The 18037-nt window shown below is 38.7% G+C and carries 17 protein-coding genes; 4 read left to right on the top strand and 13 right to left on the bottom strand.

Annotation, left to right across the window (positions count from 1 at the left end; translation table 11 throughout):
* The first annotated feature begins 122 nt into the window (after window positions 1-122).
* Window positions 123-1484 carry an FAD-dependent oxidoreductase gene (locus tag DET49_RS10575; RefSeq protein ID WP_133548077.1) on the top strand — a complete coding sequence of 454 codons (1362 nt, stop codon included), beginning with the start codon at window positions 123-125 and terminating at the stop codon, window positions 1482-1484.
* On the opposite strand, the gene DET49_RS10570 is transcribed toward DET49_RS10575, so the two are convergent.
* From DET49_RS10570 to DET49_RS10560, 3 genes are all read right to left on the bottom strand, one after another.
* The gene (locus DET49_RS10570) at window positions 1476-2963 is read right to left on the bottom strand and encodes a potassium/proton antiporter (protein ID WP_133548076.1); all 1488 of its coding nucleotides are present in this window, start codon (window positions 2961-2963) and stop codon (window positions 1476-1478) included. The genes DET49_RS10575 and DET49_RS10570 overlap by 9 nt on opposite strands.
* Window positions 2964-3126: 163 nt before the next feature.
* The gene (msrA, locus tag DET49_RS10565; protein WP_133548075.1) at window positions 3127-3789 is read right to left on the bottom strand and encodes a peptide-methionine (S)-S-oxide reductase MsrA; all 663 of its coding nucleotides are present in this window, start codon (window positions 3787-3789) and stop codon (window positions 3127-3129) included.
* Between the two features lie 4 nt (window positions 3790-3793).
* Window positions 3794-4396 carry a hypothetical protein gene (locus DET49_RS10560; protein ID WP_133548074.1) on the bottom strand — a complete coding sequence of 201 codons (603 nt, stop codon included), beginning with the start codon at window positions 4394-4396 and terminating at the stop codon, window positions 3794-3796.
* 394 nt (window positions 4397-4790) lie between these two features.
* Between DET49_RS10560 and DET49_RS10555 the strand changes: the two genes are divergently transcribed.
* Window positions 4791-5432 carry a hypothetical protein gene (locus DET49_RS10555; protein WP_133548073.1) on the top strand — a complete coding sequence of 214 codons (642 nt, stop codon included), beginning with the start codon at window positions 4791-4793 and terminating at the stop codon, window positions 5430-5432.
* Between the two features lie 94 nt (window positions 5433-5526).
* On the opposite strand, the gene DET49_RS10550 is transcribed toward DET49_RS10555, so the two are convergent.
* Together DET49_RS10550 and DET49_RS10545 are read right to left on the bottom strand one after the other, a co-directional pair.
* Entirely contained in the window at window positions 5527-6306 is a 780-nt protein-coding gene (locus DET49_RS10550; protein WP_133548072.1) for a zinc ribbon domain-containing protein, read from the bottom strand.
* Between the two features lie 2 nt (window positions 6307-6308).
* Window positions 6309-7403 (bottom strand): Nif3-like dinuclear metal center hexameric protein, encoded by a 1095-nt coding sequence (locus DET49_RS10545; RefSeq protein ID WP_133548071.1) that lies wholly within the window; start codon window positions 7401-7403, stop codon window positions 6309-6311.
* A gap of 103 nt (window positions 7404-7506) precedes the next feature.
* On the opposite strand from DET49_RS10545, the gene lpxK reads away from it, so the two are divergent.
* Window positions 7507-8511, top strand: a complete 1005-nt coding sequence (gene lpxK / locus DET49_RS10540; protein WP_133548070.1) for a tetraacyldisaccharide 4'-kinase — start codon at window positions 7507-7509, stop codon at window positions 8509-8511.
* Between the two features lie 107 nt (window positions 8512-8618).
* Here lpxK and DET49_RS10535 read toward each other — a convergent pair whose 3' ends face one another.
* The 6 genes from DET49_RS10535 to DET49_RS10510 all read right to left on the bottom strand — a co-directional run bounded on the left by DET49_RS10535 (window position 8619) and on the right by DET49_RS10510 (window position 14744).
* Complete coding sequence (locus DET49_RS10535; protein WP_133548069.1) at window positions 8619-10844, bottom strand: ATP-binding protein; 2226 nt, start codon at window positions 10842-10844, stop codon at window positions 8619-8621.
* Between the two features lie 40 nt (window positions 10845-10884).
* The gene (gene gap / locus DET49_RS10530) at window positions 10885-11892 is read right to left on the bottom strand and encodes a type I glyceraldehyde-3-phosphate dehydrogenase (RefSeq protein WP_133548068.1); all 1008 of its coding nucleotides are present in this window, start codon (window positions 11890-11892) and stop codon (window positions 10885-10887) included.
* Between the two features lie 21 nt (window positions 11893-11913).
* Complete coding sequence (gene lipA, locus DET49_RS10525) at window positions 11914-12792, bottom strand: lipoyl synthase (protein WP_133548067.1); 879 nt, start codon at window positions 12790-12792, stop codon at window positions 11914-11916.
* Between the two features lie 73 nt (window positions 12793-12865).
* The gene (locus DET49_RS10520; RefSeq protein WP_133548066.1) at window positions 12866-13438 is read right to left on the bottom strand and encodes an RNA polymerase sigma factor; all 573 of its coding nucleotides are present in this window, start codon (window positions 13436-13438) and stop codon (window positions 12866-12868) included.
* Complete coding sequence (locus tag DET49_RS10515; RefSeq protein WP_133548065.1) at window positions 13429-14532, bottom strand: glycosyltransferase; 1104 nt, start codon at window positions 14530-14532, stop codon at window positions 13429-13431. The genes DET49_RS10520 and DET49_RS10515 overlap by 10 nt, the downstream gene beginning before the upstream one ends.
* Window positions 14533-14537: 5 nt before the next feature.
* Window positions 14538-14744 carry a membrane or secreted protein gene (locus DET49_RS10510; protein WP_133548064.1) on the bottom strand — a complete coding sequence of 69 codons (207 nt, stop codon included), beginning with the start codon at window positions 14742-14744 and terminating at the stop codon, window positions 14538-14540.
* A 233-nt stretch (window positions 14745-14977) separates the two neighbouring features.
* Here DET49_RS10510 and DET49_RS10505 point away from each other — a divergent pair, with 233 nt between their 5' ends.
* Window positions 14978-15598, top strand: a complete 621-nt coding sequence (locus DET49_RS10505) for a fasciclin domain-containing protein (RefSeq protein ID WP_133548063.1) — start codon at window positions 14978-14980, stop codon at window positions 15596-15598.
* 147 nt (window positions 15599-15745) lie between these two features.
* Here DET49_RS10505 and murB read toward each other — a convergent pair whose 3' ends face one another.
* Window positions 15746-16759, bottom strand: a complete 1014-nt coding sequence (murB, locus tag DET49_RS10500; protein ID WP_133548062.1) for a UDP-N-acetylmuramate dehydrogenase — start codon at window positions 16757-16759, stop codon at window positions 15746-15748.
* Between the two features lie 3 nt (window positions 16760-16762).
* Window positions 16763-17953 (bottom strand): pyridoxal phosphate-dependent aminotransferase, encoded by a 1191-nt coding sequence (locus DET49_RS10495; protein ID WP_133548061.1) that lies wholly within the window; start codon window positions 17951-17953, stop codon window positions 16763-16765.
* Between the last annotated feature and the right edge of the window lie 84 nt (window positions 17954-18037).

Below are 18037 nucleotides of genomic sequence, written 5' to 3'. Positions count from 1 at the left end.
GATTTTTCTTAAACCTTCCAGGAATGCCTAAAGTCAGTAGAAATAAGTATTTTCGTAACATGAATTCGCATCCTCTTTAAGTAGATTTTTATATTTTCTCAGGGATGCACAGCAGGCACTTTATGCAAACACCAAAAAAAATTGCCATCGTTGGCTCAGGGTTGGTTGGATCTTTACTCGCTATTTATCTTAGAAAAGCAGGTCACAAGGTGGAGGTTTTTGACCGAAGGAAAGATGTCAGGAAAGTAGCGTTTTCTGGACGTTCTATAAATCTAGCCATGTCTAATCGAGGCTGGAAATCCTTAAGGGCTGTTGGTATAGAAGATGAAATTAAGAAACTGGCGCTTCCCTTGGATAAAAGAGCCATGCATCTTTACCACAAACCACTTTATTACCAAAAATACGGAAAGAAAGAGGAAGCCATCTATTCAATTTCCCGTGGTGTCTTAAACCGGAAAATGATCACCCTTGCCGAAGAAGCCGGTGCTAAATTTAGGTTTGAAGAAAAAGTCTGGGATATAGATATGACCGAAGCCAAGTTATATACCGGGGAAAGTGAAAAAGGACAGTGGAAGGAATACCAGTTTGATCTTATTTTTGGAGCCGACGGGGCTTTTTCCCGGGTTCGCCATAAAATGCAAAGGCAAAGTCGGTTCAATTATTCGCAGCATTTTATCAATGTCGGTTATAAAGAATTAAGTATTGCACCAAATGAGGATGGCAGCCATAAAATGGATAATGCCTCCTTTCATATTTGGCCTCGAGGTGAATTTATGCTCATTGCAATGCCCAATTTAGACGGTAGTTTTACCTGCACTTTATTTATGCCATTTGAAGGTGAAAATTCTTTTGAAAGCATCAAAACCGAAACCGATGCGGATGCTTTTTTTCAAAAACATTTCCCTGATATCAATCATGAAATAGAGAACCTGAAAAGGGATTTCTTTAAAAACCCTACCAGTAGTATGGTCACCATTAAATGTTTTCCCTGGTCTTACTGGGAAAAAGTAACTTTAGTTGGTGATTCCGCGCATGCCATTGTGCCTTTTTATGGGCAGGGAATGAATGCTGGTTTTGAAGATATTTTGGTGTTAAGCCAGAAAATGAAAAAGCACGGAGACCATTGGGAACGTATTTTTGAAGAGTATCAAAATGCCCGTAAACCCAATACTGATGCCATTGCGGAACTTAGTTATCGGAATTTCAAGGAAATGAGCAGTAAAACCGCAGATCCTGATTTCCTACTGCGAAAGAAAATAGAAAACTGGTTCTCTGATAAGCATCCCGAGACCTGGGTGCCTTTGTACTCAAGGGTTACTTTTTCTGATAAACCTTATGCAGAGGCGCTGGCCATTGGAGATTATCAGCGAAAAATTATGGATCAGGTAATGGAAGTGCCAGGGATTGAAGAAAAATGGAATTCTATTGAAATTGAGAATAAAATTCTAAAACTGCTGGATGATAAACCTGTGTTTTCAGTTTAAGTTTTCTTCAAATTCCGATTCAATATTCAGACTTTCGTAAACACCCACCATTGTTTTATGATCTTCGGTTAAAACTACAAGCATATCATCTGCTTCAATAACCGTATTTCCATTGGGCGTGATAAACTGGTCATCCCGGGAGATCATGGCAATAATTGCCTTCTTTGGAAATTCTAATTGGACAATTCTCTTTCCTACCGAATGGTTATGTTCCGGAATATTTATTTCTCTTAAAAAAGATTTGGCCCCGTCGGCCATAAAAGCATCTACAGGTGATTTTTGCTTGGCTTGCATCGGTAAGGCCACGTGTAACCATTTTGCAACAACAGATAGGGTAGTGCCCTGAATGAGCACTGAGGATAAGGATACAAAAAATACAATATTGAAAATCATATCTGCCTTCTCGATCCCGGCAAGCAGGGGATAGGTTGCAAATACAATTGGCACGGCCCCTCGAAGTCCCACCCAGGAAATATACCAGCGTCTGCGCATCTTCATTTTAAAGAAAATTAAACTTAAAAATACACCCAGGGGCCTTGCGATAAATATCAGAAAAGCGGAAATAAAGATTCCCACCCCAATCACGGGGACGATATGCGAAGGGTAAACCAGTAAACCCAAAGTAAGGAACAAAACTATTTGCATTAACCAGGCAAGACCATCAAACATTCGCATAATGGTCTTTTTGTGAATAATATTGTGGTTTCCTAGATAAACACCACTTAGGTAGACAGCTAGAAATCCATTTCCGCCAAGGACATCAGTGGCGGAAAATACGATAAACATTAAGGCGATGGCCAGTACCGGATATAAACCTTCGAAATCCAGGCGAATTCTATTGATGACCAGACGGCTTAATTTTCCGAAAATAAATCCCAGAGCGGCACCAATGAGAATTTGCTGTAGAAAGAAAGGGATAATGCTGTAAAGACTTTGATCCTGATTCACTACCAAACCTAAAAAGGCAATAGTCAAAAAGTAAGCCATAGGATCGTTACTACCACTTTCGAGTTCCAGGGTCGGTCGTAAATTTGATTTTAGTGCCAGGTTCTTAGATCGAAGAATAGAAAATACCGCTGCAGCATCGGTAGAAGAAACAATTGCCCCCAGCAGTAAACCTTCATATATCGTAAAATCGGTGATATACCAAACAAAAACACCAACACTCACTGCGGTGAATAATACCCCAAGGATGGAAAGAGAAATCCCCTGCCACATCACTGGTTTTATGGTTTTCCAACTGGTGTCAAGCCCCCCGGAAAATAAGATAAAATTCAAAGAGACGATGCCAATAAATTGGGCGAGTTGGGGATCGTTAAAATAAATTCCTCCTATACCTTCTGAACCTGAAAGAATACCAACGGCTAGGAAAAGCACCAGGGTCGGTACGCCAAACCGGTAAGAGGTTTTCCCGGCAAGGATACTTATAAACAACAAAAGAGAGCCAATTAAGAGAATATTTTCTATGGTGATGCTCATGGTGTTTTGTGCTCTTACTCACTAAGTGAAATTGGAAATGCGGTGGTAAATTATGGAGGATTTAACACCCGGGAATTCTCGCGTTAAAAATACATATTCGGCCTAATTAAATAAAGCCGAATAGGTATAATTTAAAAATATTAGTCATGATTTTTACCCGCAGTTAATGCGATTCCTCTTTAAGAATTTCGGGGAATTTTTCTTTAAAACGGTTTAAACGAGGAATAGAGACCTGTTGGATATAAGGATTGTTTGGGTTATTCCTTTCATAATTTTGGTGGTAATCTTCAGCTTTCCAGAATTTCTGAAAAGGTAATATTTCAGCAGCTATAGGTTCTTTGTAATTTTTAGCGACCTCTTTTTTAACCTCATTTATAAGCTCCTTTTGTTTGTTATTTTGATAAAAAATAAGGGAACGATATTGTGAACCAATATCCGGGCCCTGGCCATTGACCTGGGTAGGATCTTGGGAACCAAAATAAACTTCTACCAGCGTTTTGAAACTCACAACATCCGGGTTATAAATAACTTCCACAGCTTCCGCGTGCCCTGTTGTTCCTGTATTGCTGGATTGATAAGTGGGGTTTTTGGTATGCCCCCCTGAGTAGCCTGAAATTACTTCTTTAACGCCTTCTATGCTCTCATAGATAGCCTCGACGCACCAAAAACAACCGCTGGCAAAATAGGCCTTTTCATATCCATTTTCCGCCTCGACCTCAATGGGTGCGGCGTTGGCTATTTCGGGCTTGGTTGCTGTTTTTTGCTGGGCGTTATTCCCGCAGGAAATCAATAAGAATATAAAAGTGGGTAAGAAAAATCGTTTCATTGGATTATTGTTTTTTATAAGTTCCTTCAAGTGTTTTTTTGCCATAAAGCGCATAATCTACCGCGAGCTCGCCATTGATGGAAAATCCTTTCCAATCTAAATTCATCACTCCATTTTCATCCGGAGTTAACACAGCTATAGGAATATTGGTGTCGAAATCTTTCCATGGGAGCTCTTCATTGGTGTTCTTATTAGATGGGTTTATGTAATAGAAATTTACCAGATTTCCGGATTTTGAATATCTCGCGTTTATATACATTTCGTTTTCTGAAAGACATAATTCAGTATTTGTACCTTTAGCTAAGGCTATGCAATAACAACTGCAGTTCGCATCGTTTTGATCTGTTTTAACATAGATAGTTCCCATATCAATACCCTCAGCAGATTGGGTGTTACTGCCTTGGTTTTTATCCGGGGCGTTCCATGTTTTTTCTTTCTCAGGGACAGAGGTTCCCTTTGAACCGGACTCCTGACCACTGGCCTGAGAATGCTCATAATTTTTATCCTGTTCGGTTTGAAAATCATTACTGGTTTCCTGGTTTTTATCATCGTCTTTACATGAAACCAATACTAATATCAGGCTGAGTATGATGGTGTAAAATTTCATAATATCGGGGATTGGTTGGTAGGATAAAGGTAGCTCTTAATTGGCTTAAAAGTGTGAAAAGCTTGTTAATCAATATTGCCTCCGGATGAAACAACTGATAAATTATCAGATTTTTCAACGAATTGCAATTATTATTGATTTGAATAATAATGAAACAATATTCCTTTGATTTAACAATATTTTATAGATTTACATAAAATTAAATCCTGGATGTTTGTATTTGTTTTATTAGAAACATTTCAAAGGAAGTTTAATTAAAAAACTTGATAATTTGTGAGCAAAGACTAACCCCCCCAAAGTCGATACTGCTAAAATACAGATCGACATAAAAAAGTAACCAAGAGTGATCTTGTGTTTTAAAATTTAAAAGTTTAATAAATCCAACCAAATCAATATGAAAAATAAATTAAAATTACTTACCGGCATATTCCTGCTAACAATTAGCCTTCATTCCTGTAGCAAAGAAACACAGGAAACAACAGATGATGCCAAAGCACTGGAAAAGGAGCTTGCTCAGGATCATAATGGTGTACTAAAGCTGGAATCGGCTACCTATATATTTCAGAAAACTGGAGAAACTACTAAATTCCTGGAGGATAGAAGAGATTTCAATTTCAAGTTTGTCAATGAAATATCGTATCAGACCACGGGAACAAATAAACACGCTATTGAAGGACTTACCATAACAAATCCCGAAACTGGTGAGCATATGATATTTTCAAATTTTGAAGAATTAAAAAATGGTTTCTTGAGCTTCGATGTAGCACTGAGCAGTGGTCAGACTTTATCTTCAGTATCTTACAAACCCGGCAATGAGACTGCCTCAACAAATAAATGGCACGGGGAACCCCTATTGCCAGAGCCCTCTAACTTAATAGGTGCGATGATTGAAGTTTCCCAGCAGGAGCTGGTAAATGATTGCAGGGCCGCCATGGAAGTTTGTGCTGCGACCAATGGAGTTCCTACAGTAGCCCTTAATAATGGAAAAGGGTGGTTTACCGGAATTGAATCCTGCTCCCTGGAATGCCATAATTAAAAGAGAGGAATCGCTTTAGAGATATCCCAACAATTTTATAAGCAAAAAAGCCTTCAATTTTGAAGGCTTTTTTAGTGATAAGATTTTATGCTAATTAAACTTTAGCGAAAAGATTCTGCATTTTTTCCTGCTCTTCTTTAGCAAGTTCTTCGTCAACCAGTATTCTTCCACTATGTTCATCGGTGATGATTTTCTTCCTACCCGCAATTTCCATAATTACCTGAGGCGGGATGGTAAAATAAGAGCCTCCAGAAGCACCACGTTCCACGGGTACAATAGCAAGTCCGTTTTTAACGTTGGTTCTGATTCTTTTATAAGCATTTACAAGGCGATCTTCGATATTTTTTTCGAATTCTTCAGACTTTTTGATTAATGCCTGTTCTTCTTTTTCAGTTTCAGCAAGAATCTCGTTAAGTTCGCTTTTTTTATGTTCCAGGTGTTTTTTCCTTTCATCAAGACGTTCTCTGGTTTGCTCAATAACCTCTTTTTTCTGCTCAATTTGAGCCCGGTATTCCTTGATATGTTTCTCGGCAAGCTCTATTTCCAATTCCTGGAATTCAACCTCCTTGCTAAGTGCATTAAATTCGCGATTGTTTCGCACGTTTTTTTGTTGCTCAGCATACTTCTTCATGGTCACTTTCGACTCATCAATAAGATTTTTCTTGCTCTTAATATCATTTTCGATTACCTCAATATCGGCATCCATTTTTTCCAAACGCTTGCTCAATCCGGCTACTTCATCCTCCAAATCTTCCACTTCCAGGGGAAGTTCACCGCGTACGTTCCTTATTTCGTCAATTCTGGAATCAACCAGTTGAAGGTCGTACAACGCTCTTAATTTGTCTTCTACAGTAACATCGTTCTTTTTTGCCATAGTTATATATACTTGATTGGATTGGTGTTTGTCTCTCCTAAAATAAGTGCAAAATTACTAATTTTTTTTGTAAGATAAGAATGTAATAAATCTTTTGTGTATTGCTCGCTTTCATAGTGACCTATATCGGCCAAAATGAAGTTATGATCTGCTTTATAAAAGTCGTGATATTTCAGGTCGGCCGTAAGATAAATATCTGCGCCTGCCGCCTTTGCCTGGTTTATGGCGAAACTACCGCTACCACCGAGCACTGCAACCCTTTTTATAGTATTTTTATTCAACTCAGAATGCCTTATACATCCGCAATGGAAGATTTTTTTGATTCGTTTTAAAAAGCTTATTGGCTCTTCTGGGGTCTCTAATTCCCCGATCATTCCCATTCCCAAATGTTGGTTTTCATTTTCTAAAACACTTATTTCATAGGCTACTTCTTCATAAGGATGAGTGCTAAAAAGTGCCTTAAGAAGTGATTTTTCAATATGCTCGGGATAAATAAGCCCGATTTGGGTTTCTTTCTCAAGATGCACTTCCCCGCGTTCCCCAATAACAGGCTTGGCGTGTTCATTAGGTTTAAAGCTACCTTCTCCCTGTAAGTTAAAACTACAGTGGTCATAATTCCCGATACTGCCCCCACCGGCATCAAAAAGTGCTTTTCTAACTGCTGCTGCCTGCCTGTGGGGAACAAAAGTGGTTAGTTTCCTAATACTGTCTTTGCGTGGAATTAATATCTGTCGCTTTTTAAGTCCTACCATTTCACAAATCATATCGTTCACACCTTTAAACTGGTTGTCAAGAGCGGTGTGAATGGCATAAATAGCGATATCATTTTTAATGGCCTTTATCACGGTTTGTTCCACGTAATCGTTCCCGGTAAGTTTCTTTAAGCCTGAAAAAATAATGGGATGAAAGCTAATAATAAGATTGCAATTTTTTTCAATGGCTTCATCCACTACGCTCTCTAAGGTATCTAAGGTGATTAGAGCAGCCTTTACTTGAGCATTTTTATCTCCCACCAAAAGGCCTGTGTTGTCAAAATCTTCTGCATAGGCAGGTGGCGCTAATTTTTCAATAATTTCAATAACTTCTTTTACAAGCATCTTGTTTTTCGGATTTTATAGACCTGGCAGGTTGCTTTTTACTAATTTCGTGTTAGTGGTCACTGAGTACAACCTCAAATATAATTATTATAGCCTGCCTTATATGAAGATTTTACGAAAAATGCTATTTCCTTTTGCTTTATTATATGGCTTTATCACCTGGAGCAGGAATTGGCTTTATAACTCCGGGGCCTTAAGCTCCAAATCTTATGACCTTCCCATAATTGGTGTAGGAAATCTTAATACAGGGGGAACCGGAAAATCCCCAATGATAGAATATTTACTGGAATTTTTACTGCCTGATTTTAAAGTGGCTACGCTAAGCCGGGGATATAAGCGGAGCACCAGGGGTTTTAAATTATTAGAAGGAACTGAAACTGCCGGGGAAGTAGGGGATGAGCCGCTTCAGTTTAAAAGAAAATTTCGGGAGGCAATTGTTGCTGTAGACGCTGATAGGCAAAATGGAATTGAGAAACTTCTCAAAGAGAATACGGAAATAATGTTACTGGATGATGCCTTTCAACACAGAAAGGTAAAGGCCGGGCTCGATATTTTACTTACTGCTTATGGAGATCTATTTGTAAATGATTTTATGTTGCCTACGGGATACCTGCGCGAACCCACAGTGGGAGCAGAGCGGGCCAAAATAATTGTGGTTACCAAATGTCCTTCTGCACTCACCTCCCGGGAAATGGAAATAATCCGCCGGAAACTCAAATTACAGAATTATCAAAAGCTTTATTTTAGTTTTATCGCCTATGGGGAAGAAATAATCTCAGCAGATACTAAGATGACATTGGAAAGTCTGAAGAATGATAAATTTACTTTGGTTACCGGAATTGCAAATCCAAAACCGCTTCTGAATTATTTAAAGGAGAAAGATTTTGACTTTAAACATCTCGCCTTTAAAGATCATCACAATTTCAGTGAAGCCGAGATTCTGGAATTAGAAAAGGAACCTTTTTTGCTGACCACAGAAAAAGATTATGTACGCCTTCACAAAAGAATGGAGGCTAAAGCCTTGTTTTATTTGCCGGTCAAAACAGCATTTTTAAATAAAGAAGCAGAATTTAAAAGAGAAATTTTAAAGTTTGTAAACAAAAAATGAGGTGCATTCACACCCCATTTTTATTTTGGCTAATTCAAACTATATATGATGTTTTTATTCGATATATAATTCAATTAACGTATCGTTTACAAAGGCTGTGCCAAGGACTAAACCGTACTTTCTTTTAGGGCTAACTGCCGGTTGATTTTAAGGAAAAATTCCTCAGTTTTATAGGGTTTAGGAATAATTTCACTGAAGCCATTTAAAAAGAATTCATCCAGGTCTTCATCTAAGGTTACGGCCGTTAGGGCGATGATAGGGATCGCCGAATTGAATTTTCTGATCTCCTTAGTAGCTTCAATACCACTGATTCCGGGCATATGAATATCCATAAGAATAAGATCGTATTCCTTTTCCTTGGTCTTCTCTATGGCAATAGTACCATTATCTGCAACTTCACAAATCACCTGGTGTTTTTCCAGAATCTTACGGGTAATCATCTGGTTAATTTTATTGTCTTCTACAATAAGTATATGCTTGCCTTCAAGTTTAATTTTAGCGGGTTCTTCTGGAACTTCAGGACTGTTTTCAAGCTTATTGTCGGTCTCTTTTGCTTCAAATTTGAGCTGAAATGCAAAGGAAGATCCTTTACCCAGTTCGCTCTCCAGCTTAATTTCACTGCCCAGTAAAGTGAGCAGGTTTTTGACAATGGAAAGGCCTAATCCTGTGCCTCCGAATTTTCGGTTAATTTGTGTAGAACCCTGGGTGAAATTTTCAAAAATAGCCTTTTGCTTTTCTTTGGTAATTCCTTCGCCGTTATCTTTAATTTCGAAATCCAATAGTACGTTGTTACCGTCCCGGCTGTTTTTAGATACATCGATCCATATATCCCCATCTTCTGTAAATTTTATAGAATTCCCTATAAGATTGATGAGAATCTGGGAGATTTTAAGCGGGTCCCCTTTTAATTCCTGAGGTATGGAATCATCATAATTAAAATGAATCTTGATATTTTTATCGTCAGCCGAATTTTTAAGGGCAACCAGCACATCCGAAATTCGTTTTTTAAGATCAAATGAAGCTTCCATAATTTCCACTTTGTTAGCTTCAAGTTTATTGAGATCTAAAATATTGTTAATCAAGGAAAGTAAATACTCTCCAGAAAACTTCAGGGAATTAAGATGTTCCTTCTGGTTTTCGGTAGGACTTTCTTCCAGCAATAAATGTGTAAGACCGGTAACTGCATACAAAGGTGTTCTTAACTCGTGGGTGATAGTAGAGAGAAACTGGGCCTTGGCCAGGGAAGCTTTTTCAGCATTCTCCTTGGCTTTGGTTAGCTCGGTGTTTTTCTTTTGCAACAATTCATTGGCCCGCGCACGTAAATTATTGTTTTTATATAGGGAAAGGGTGAGAAGGGAAAGTATCGTGATAAGAGCTACACTTAAAATAGTGGTAAGCTTATTGACTTTAAGATTTCTTTCCTGCTCCGCATTTTGAAGGCTTAGTTCATTTAAGCTGCTTTGTAATGCATCAACCCCGTATTTCGCATTGGCCTGGTCCGCCAATACTTCTTTATTCATGGCAATTATAGAATCCTTTCTGGAATAGCTTTTTTCCAGGTAGGCTAAGGAGGTTTTGTAGTCTTCCTTTTCTTCATAAATCTTGCTTAATAATTTATGAGTGCTCATCACCATTCCCCCGAAATTTTCGGCCTTTGCAATTTCTAAAACTTTTTGACAATACTCCTGGGCAAGCTCATAGTTTTCAAGGCTGATATAAGCCCTGGCCAGGTAATAATAGAGCCGGGAGACTTCGTATAATTTATCGGAATCCTCTAGTTGAGTTTTGGCCTGCTTTAGCAGGTTCAGGGATTGACCAGGCTCTCCTTCAGTATTCAGGATGATAATGGCACGGTTTAAAGCAACGATACCCAGAAATTCTTCATTACCCAATTTGGAATATAATTCTTCAGCAAGACTCAAATATCGATTGGCCCTGGTTTTATCCTTTTGAGCGATAAAGATTTTTGCAAAATTCACATAGCTATAGGCCAGACCTTCTTCATCATTAATTTCTCTTTGTATGGAAATTGCCCGGTTTAATTCTGTTATGGCCTTGTCGTATTCGTGCCGTAAATAATATAGCTTAGCGAGGATACTGCTGGATAAGGCGATAAAATGCTTGTCATCAATTGATTTTGAAAGGGCTAAAGAAGAATTTAACTGTTCAATAGCGTTATCGAAATCAAGCATATTTACCGAAACTTCGGCATCGTTGATTAACTGCTGAATTCTTTCATTGGCTATCTGATAGTCTTGGGTTTCATCCTGCGGTAATGAATAGCATAGATTGCCCCAAAATGCGAATAGTAGTATAAAAGTAAAGTTCTTCATTCAGGAAATTCAGCTAAACGCTTAATCTTGATAAATATAGTTATTTATCATTAACCATTGAAATTAAATCGATGAGACGACTTGAATACCCGATCTCATTATCATACCAGCCAATAATTTTAATCAATTTCCCGCTGATTACCGAAGTCATTTGCGCGTCAAAAATACAGGAATGTGGGTTGTTATTGATATCTATAGATACGATAGGGTCTTCGGTATAACTAAGAATCCCTTTCAGGGAAGTTTCTGAGGCTTGTTTAAAAAGCGCATTAATCACCTCAATACTGGTTTCTTTGTGCACGTTTAAAGTCATATCAGTAAGCGAACCATTTGGTACGGGAACCCTAATTCCACAGCCCCCAATGACATTACTAATATCGGGGAAAATACCGGTCAGGGCCTTTGCTGCACCAGTTGTGGTAGGAATTATTGATTGCGCCGCAGCCCGGCTTCTTCTTAAGTCACGATGAGGTTTGTCGTGTAAACTTTGGTCTGAGGTGTAAGAATGTATCGTGGTAATATAAGCTTGCGCTACCTTAAAATTTTCATGAATAAGCTTAAGCATTGGAGCAGCATTATTGGTAGTGCAACTCGCGTTGGAAACTATTCTCTCACTGCCGTTCAAAATATGTTCATTGACCCCAAGAACCACCATTTTAATATTCTCATCTTCCGGTGGAACGGTTAATATTACCTTTTTTGCCCCGCTGTTAAGGTGGAACTCAAGATCTTCTGATGTTTTAAATTTTCCGGTTGCTTCTACTACGGTATCCACCTGGTAACTGCTCCAGTCAACATCTTTTGGATGTGCAGCGTTTAATAATGGGATGGCATTGCCGTTTACAATAATAGTATTCCCTTGAGAAGAAATCTCAGCTGGTGAAACCCCGTGAATACTATCGTATTTTAATAGATGGGAAAGGGTTTTAGCATCGGCCAGGTCGTTGATGGCAACGACCTTTATCCTTTTGTTTTCGATTAAAAGCCTAAAGAGGCTTCGTCCAATACGGCCAAAACCGTTTATGGCTATATTGATGCTCTTGTCCATTGATGTTGATTCAGGAAGATCTTAGTCGATATGTTTGTGAGCCTTATAAGAAGAACGAACCAGGGCGCTGCTTTCTACGTGCCGAAATCCAAGATCAAGACCAATGGCCTCATATTTCTTAAACTGATCGGGGGTGATAAACTGCTTTACTGGTAAGTGTTTTTTACTGGGTTGGAGGTATTGTCCAATAGTTACCACATCTACATCGACACTTCTCAGATCATGCAGGGTTTGGATAACTTCATCCTCCTGTTCGCCAAGGCCGAGCATAATGCCGGATTTAGTTCTTTTAATTCCCTGTTCCTTTAAGTAGCGTAACACCTCTAAACTACGATCGTACTTCGCCTGAATTCTTACTTCACGAGTCAACCTCTTGACGGTTTCCATATTGTGCGATACCACCTCGGGCATTACCTCTACGATCCGGTCAATGTTTCGTTCATTTCCCTGAAAATCCGGAATAAGGGTCTCCAGGGTAGTTTCCGGATTCATTCTGCGGATGGCCTTTACAGTTTCTGCCCAGATTATAGAGCCCATATCTTTTAGATCATCGCGATCCACACTGGTTACTACCGCATGTTTAATGCCCATAATTTTAATAGAACGGGCTACTTTTTCAGGTTCGTCCCAATCAACGGTTTCTGGACGACCGGTTTTTACACCACAAAATCCGCAGGAACGAGTACATACATTTCCTAATATCATAAAGGTAGCAGTACCTTCGCTCCAGCATTCACCCATATTTGGACAACTACCAGAAGTACAGATGGTATGCAAATCATATTTGTCAACCAGGCTACGAAGTTCGGTGTATTTTTTTCCTGTTGGAAGTTTTACCCTTAGCCATTTAGGTTTGGCTTTTGGCTTTTCTTTTACGGGGCTTATAGTGTCTATACTCATAGTGAAAATCTAGTTTTCAAAGATACAATAATCTGATGAACTGCATAAATTAGAACGTTAAGTCGACCAAAACTTACATTGATTTTCGATCTTCAATAATTTTAGCGAGTAGTTTTTTGGCCCTCAGTAACTTTACTTTTACATTATTTATGGGTTCATCCAAACTTTCGGCAATTTCTTTATAAGATTTTTCCTGGAAATACCTAAGGTTAATCACTTCCTGGTAATGGGGCTTCAATTGTTTAATATCGGTAAGCAATTGCGCCAAATGCTGTTCGCTGATTAATTTATCCTCTATGGTAGGAGTTTCATCGGCAATGCGATAAACCCTATCATTCTGGTCTGAAGTGGTTTGGGACCTGATAGATGATTTTTGTTTGCGCAGCATATCTACGTGGATATTCTTTGAAATGGCAATTAGCCAGGTGCTAAATGAATAATCTTCATCAAAAGTTTCAATCCTTTTAAAAGCTTTTGAAAAAGTTTGAATGGTAATATCTTCGGATTCATAAGCATTTCCGGTTTTTTTAATCTGGAATCCGTAAACACTATCCCAAAAGGTGTCAAGCAAATAATTAAAAGCGGACTGACTCCCGGTTTTGGCAGCTTTAATCTTGGTAAGTAGCAATTTCTGATCTATTTCCAATGTCTGGGTTTTGAAAGACTATTTGCTATAAATATGCCAAATTGGGTAAAGATTAAAAATACCTCTAAAAACGGAAATAACCAAACCACATCGGTCTCCTGAAGTTTTTGCGCTGATTTAGCATATACCACTGCCTGCACTAATAAAACAAGTCCTGTAATACTTAGCACCAATTGCCACTGGAACTGGAGCATTAGTAGCGCTGCCAGTAAGATCCAGAAAAAAAATCGGGAAGCATAAAACAGGCTCAGTAAAATCTTGTCTTTTGTTTTATAAAACCCGGCTACTGATGCATGTCTTCTTTTCTGATGAAACCAGGATTTTAAGTCTTTCTTCGGGATACTTCTGGTACTTGCCTGGGGATGATAACAAATAAAGGTATTTACTTTGTTTCCGCCCTGATTTACAAAGAGATCATCGTCGCCCGAACGAAGGTGTAAATGCTCTGCAAAGCCTTTTTGATCATAAAATTGTTTTGAGGTGTAGGCAAGGTTTCTTCCCACGCCCATGTAAGGATTTCCTAATTTTGCATAGGAAAAATATTGAATTGCAGTGAGCAGGGTTTCAAACCTTATGAGTTTATTCAGAAGAGATCTACTATTTTTAAAATAACCACCGTAACCCAAAACAATACTTTTCTCTTGGTGAAATCCGGCAGCCATATGTCTGATCCAGAACCGACTCTGGGGAGCGCAATCCGCATCTGTAAAAATTAAATACGGGTGTCTGGCTTTTTTTATTCCAAGGGTAAGGGCATATTTTTTGTTTGCCCAAAAGGCCTCATTATTCTTAACATCCACAAGGCTTATACGGCCATCAAGGGCTTGGAAAGCTTCTATTACCTCCAAGGTGGTATCTACTGAGGCATCATTGATTATAATTAATTCAAAATCAGGATATTCCTGGTCAAGGATAAGAGGCAGGAAGTTTTTAAGGTTTTCGGCTTCGTTCTTTGCACAAACAATTACCGAAACCGGTATGTTTACAGGGCCAGGATTCCTGCTTTTATCGCCTGCAAAGGCAAAAAATGCCAGGTAGAAGGCCAGGATTATTAAAGAAAACAGTAAGAAAAACCCCAGTAGAAGTGTTGCCATTTGATCTAATTAGCCTTCTTTTCTCCAGAGCAGTCAGCCATTTCATCGGGCATTTTTCCACAGAAGCTACAGGCTTCGCCCTCTTTATTTAAAAACGGACTTTGGCTGGCGCAGGTTCCTGCGAACTTGCCGTCTTTTTTGCCCCATATTTTAATGGCTATTCCGGCAAATGCCAGTCCTAGAAGTAAAATGGTAATCAATAATAATTCCATAGCTAAAATTTTTCTAAAACCTCATTCTTCAAAGCAAGGTTTTTATTACAAAGATATTCCCGAAAAATATCGAAGAATACTACTGCAAAAATAGCAATAAATAAACGTTTGGAAAAATCCAGAACTACATTAGCATTAGGTTTGCATAATTTAACTAAAATTTAATCCTAAACCACTGTTTATGTAAAGTTTACAGACTAAATTAGTTGGCTTAAACTACTAATAACTAAATTATGAAAACTAGATTTTTATGGGTACTCCTGGCAGTTTTTGCTTTCAGTCTAACCTCGTGTGAAGACACCAAAAAAAAGGAAGAAGAAAAAGCTGAAATGGAACAGGCAGAAGCCCAGCGCCAGGCTGAAATGGAAGCCGAAAAAGAACGTATGGAAATGGAATCCAATAGTATTGCCGCCAAGGCCATGGCAACAGATTCTTTAAGTACTTTGGTCAGTGCATTGAAAAGTGCAGAACTGGCAGCTACTTTTACAGAAGATGAAGGCCCATTCACTGTTTTTGCGCCTACCAATAGCGCATTTGATGCCGTTGATGATGCAGCTCTGGAGGAATTGATGATGAGTGAAAATAAGGATCAGTTAGCGGAACTTTTAAAGTATCACGTGGTAAATCAGGAGATCACTGCCGCAGATTTGAGCCAGATGATTCAAGACGCTGAAAATGGAGAAGCAACTATCACTACCCTTGCAGGGGTAGATCTTACCGCTATGATGGAGGGTGAGAATATAGTACTTAAAGATGAAAACGGGAATACGGCAACAATTATCGCTACTGATATTGAAGCTTCAAATGGTATAGTTCATTTGATTGATGCGGTGGTGATGAAAAAAGCTGCTTAATTAGAAAGCTAGATCAGCATTAAAATGCCAGGCGGAACTTCGGTCCGTCTGGCTTTTTTTTAGCCTTCTTTTTCAAACAAGGTTGCAGGTGTAAGGAACAGGATACCACTCTTATAAAAGACTGTTTTATTTATGATGAAAAAGAAATTAAAAAATATTTACTTCCGCTTCTAAATTAATTCCATACTTTCCATAGATCTTATCCTGAATTTCTTTAGATAGGGATAAAATTTCTTTTCCTGTAGCGCTGCCATAATTTACTAAAACCAGGGCCTGGTGTTTATGGACTCCAGCATCTCCCCGCCGAAATCCTTTTAAACCAGCCTGATCAATGAGCCAGCCGGCCGGAATTTTTATTTTATTTGCTCTCAGGGTATAAAATGGTATCTCAGGAAACTGACCCTGAAGCTTTTTGAATTCAGATTCTCTGACGACTGGATTTTTAAAAAAACTACCACTATTTCCCAGTTCTCTGGGATCGGGTAATTTTTCCTTACGGATGCTTATCACAGCATCCGATACATCTTTAATGGTCGGTTTTTTAATGTCCTTTTTATCGAGTTCAGCCTGGATTGACCCATAAGTAGTGCTTAACTGATGGTTTCTTTTGCTTAACCTGAAGTTTACCGAGCTAATTATATATTCTCCTTTTAACTTACCTTTAAAAATAGAGTAGCGGTAATCAAATTTGCATTGGTCCAGGCTAAAAGTCTCCATCTCCAGGGTTTGAATGCGCATCGCCTGGCAGGATTCAAAAGTATCTTTTAATTCGACCCCGTATGCGCCAATATTTTGAACAGGTGCAGTGCCTACGTTTCCGGGAATAAGGGATAAGTTTTCTATTCCACCGTATCCTTTTTCAATACAATACAATACAAATTGATGCCAGTTTTCACCGGCACCAACTTTTAAAATCACTTCATCCTGACTTTCAGAAACAAGTTCAATTCCCTTAAGGCCGATCTGAATAACTGTTTTATCTATATCCTGGGTAAGCAACATATTGCTGCCTCCACCCAGTACAAATATTTCAGAGGCATAGGTTTGCTTTAAAACATCGCGTAATTCTTCGGTGCTGTGCACAGAAATAAACTTCCTGGCCTTTACATCTACTCCAAAAGTATTGTACTGCTTGAGCGAAAAATTTTCAGCAACCTGCATAGCCTATTTGTTATATTCTTCCAGGGCTATTTTGAGGATTTCGATGGCTCTTTCCAGGTTTTCTTTTTTCAAAACATAAGCTATTCGCACCTGGTTCATGCCTGTGTTTGGGGTAGAGTAGAACCCGGCAGCGGGAGCAACCATCACGGTTTCTCCATTGAATTCGAAATCTTCCAGTAACCACTGTGCAAACTTATCGGCGTTTTCTACCGGTAGTTCTGCAATACAGTAAAACGCTCCTTTTGGTTTGGCTACTTTTACACCTTTAATGCGCTCCAGACCTTCAATTAACAGGTTTCTTCTTTCGGTATATTCTTTATTTACCTCTTCAAAATACGCATCGGGAGTATCCAGTGCAGCTTCTGCAGCGATTTGAGCAAATGTTGGCGGACTTAAACGTGCCTGGGCGAATTTCATTGCGGCAGTCATAACCTCTAAATTTTTAGAAACCAGACAACCAATTCTTGCACCACACATGCTGTAGCGCTTAGAAACAGAATCGACCATAATGGCATTTTGTTCCAGCCCGGGAATACTCATTATGGAATGGTGTTTTACACCTTCATATGCAAATTCGCGATAGACCTCGTCGGCAACGATAAAAAGGTCGTGTTTTAAAGCTAATTCGGCAAGTTGTTGAATTTCTTCACGGGTATACAGATAACCGGTCGGATTACCAGGGTTACAAAGTAAAATCGCCTTGGTTTTATCGGTGATTAATTTCTCAAATTCTGAAATTGCAGGAAGTGAAAAATTATCTTCAATCGAACCTTTTATGGGCACAATTTTCACCCCTGAAGCTGTTGCAAAACCGTTATAATTAGCATAAAAAGGTTCGGGAATAATTACCTCATCTCCCGGATCGGTAATACTGCCCATAGCAAATAACAAAGCTTCTGAACCTCCGGTGGTAATAATGATATCTTCAGCATCTACCGGGATATCATTCTTACGATAATACTTAGCCAATTTGATTCGGTAGGATTCAAAGCCTGCGGAATGGCTATAGGAAAGCACATCAATATCGTTATTCTTTACCGCATCTAAAGCTGCTTTAGGAGTTGCAATATCCGGTTGCCCAATATTTAACTGATAGATTATTTTTCCCTTTTTTATGGCTGCTTCCGCAAAGGGAACTAATTTTCTTATTGGAGATTCGGGCATAAGGCGCCCTTTGTTTGAAATATTTGGCATGAGATTGTTTTTAATAAAATGCAAAAATGCAAAATTCCTGTAAAATTATAGGTCTATTTTGCGTTATAATTGGTTAAAACTAAA

Origin of the sequence: Salegentibacter sp. 24, assembly GCF_004362395.1 — a bacterium.
In the GTDB taxonomy this organism is placed as follows: domain Bacteria; phylum Bacteroidota; class Bacteroidia; order Flavobacteriales; family Flavobacteriaceae; genus Salegentibacter.
Note: the sequence above shows the minus strand (reverse complement) of the source record. Positions and strands in the feature narration are given on the sequence as shown.

What these genes read in the sequence shown, in the direction of transcription:
- DET49_RS10575 (WP_133548077.1), top strand. Translation starts at nt 123, where the DNA reads ATGCAAACACCAAAAAAAATTGCCATCGTTGGCTCAGGGTTGGTTGGA.
- DET49_RS10570 (WP_133548076.1), bottom strand. Translation starts at nt 2,963, where the DNA reads ATGAGCATCACCATAGAAAATATTCTCTTAATTGGCTCTCTTTTGTTG.
- msrA (WP_133548075.1), bottom strand. Translation starts at nt 3,789, where the DNA reads ATGAAACGATTTTTCTTACCCACTTTTATATTCTTATTGATTTCCTGC.
- DET49_RS10560 (WP_133548074.1), bottom strand. Translation starts at nt 4,396, where the DNA reads ATGAAATTTTACACCATCATACTCAGCCTGATATTAGTATTGGTTTCA.
- DET49_RS10555 (WP_133548073.1), top strand. Translation starts at nt 4,791, where the DNA reads ATGAAAAATAAATTAAAATTACTTACCGGCATATTCCTGCTAACAATT.
- DET49_RS10550 (WP_133548072.1), bottom strand. Translation starts at nt 6,306, where the DNA reads ATGGCAAAAAAGAACGATGTTACTGTAGAAGACAAATTAAGAGCGTTG.
- DET49_RS10545 (WP_133548071.1), bottom strand. Translation starts at nt 7,403, where the DNA reads ATGCTTGTAAAAGAAGTTATTGAAATTATTGAAAAATTAGCGCCACCT.
- lpxK (WP_133548070.1), top strand. Translation starts at nt 7,507, where the DNA reads ATGAAGATTTTACGAAAAATGCTATTTCCTTTTGCTTTATTATATGGC.
- DET49_RS10535 (WP_133548069.1), bottom strand. Translation starts at nt 10,844, where the DNA reads ATGAAGAACTTTACTTTTATACTACTATTCGCATTTTGGGGCAATCTA.
- gap (WP_133548068.1), bottom strand. Translation starts at nt 11,892, where the DNA reads ATGGACAAGAGCATCAATATAGCCATAAACGGTTTTGGCCGTATTGGA.
- lipA (WP_133548067.1), bottom strand. Translation starts at nt 12,792, where the DNA reads ATGAGTATAGACACTATAAGCCCCGTAAAAGAAAAGCCAAAAGCCAAA.
- DET49_RS10515 (WP_133548065.1), bottom strand. Translation starts at nt 14,532, where the DNA reads ATGGCAACACTTCTACTGGGGTTTTTCTTACTGTTTTCTTTAATAATC.
- DET49_RS10510 (WP_133548064.1), bottom strand. Translation starts at nt 14,744, where the DNA reads ATGGAATTATTATTGATTACCATTTTACTTCTAGGACTGGCATTTGCC.
- DET49_RS10505 (WP_133548063.1), top strand. Translation starts at nt 14,978, where the DNA reads ATGAAAACTAGATTTTTATGGGTACTCCTGGCAGTTTTTGCTTTCAGT.
- murB (WP_133548062.1), bottom strand. Translation starts at nt 16,759, where the DNA reads ATGCAGGTTGCTGAAAATTTTTCGCTCAAGCAGTACAATACTTTTGGA.
- DET49_RS10495 (WP_133548061.1), bottom strand. Translation starts at nt 17,953, where the DNA reads ATGCCAAATATTTCAAACAAAGGGCGCCTTATGCCCGAATCTCCAATA.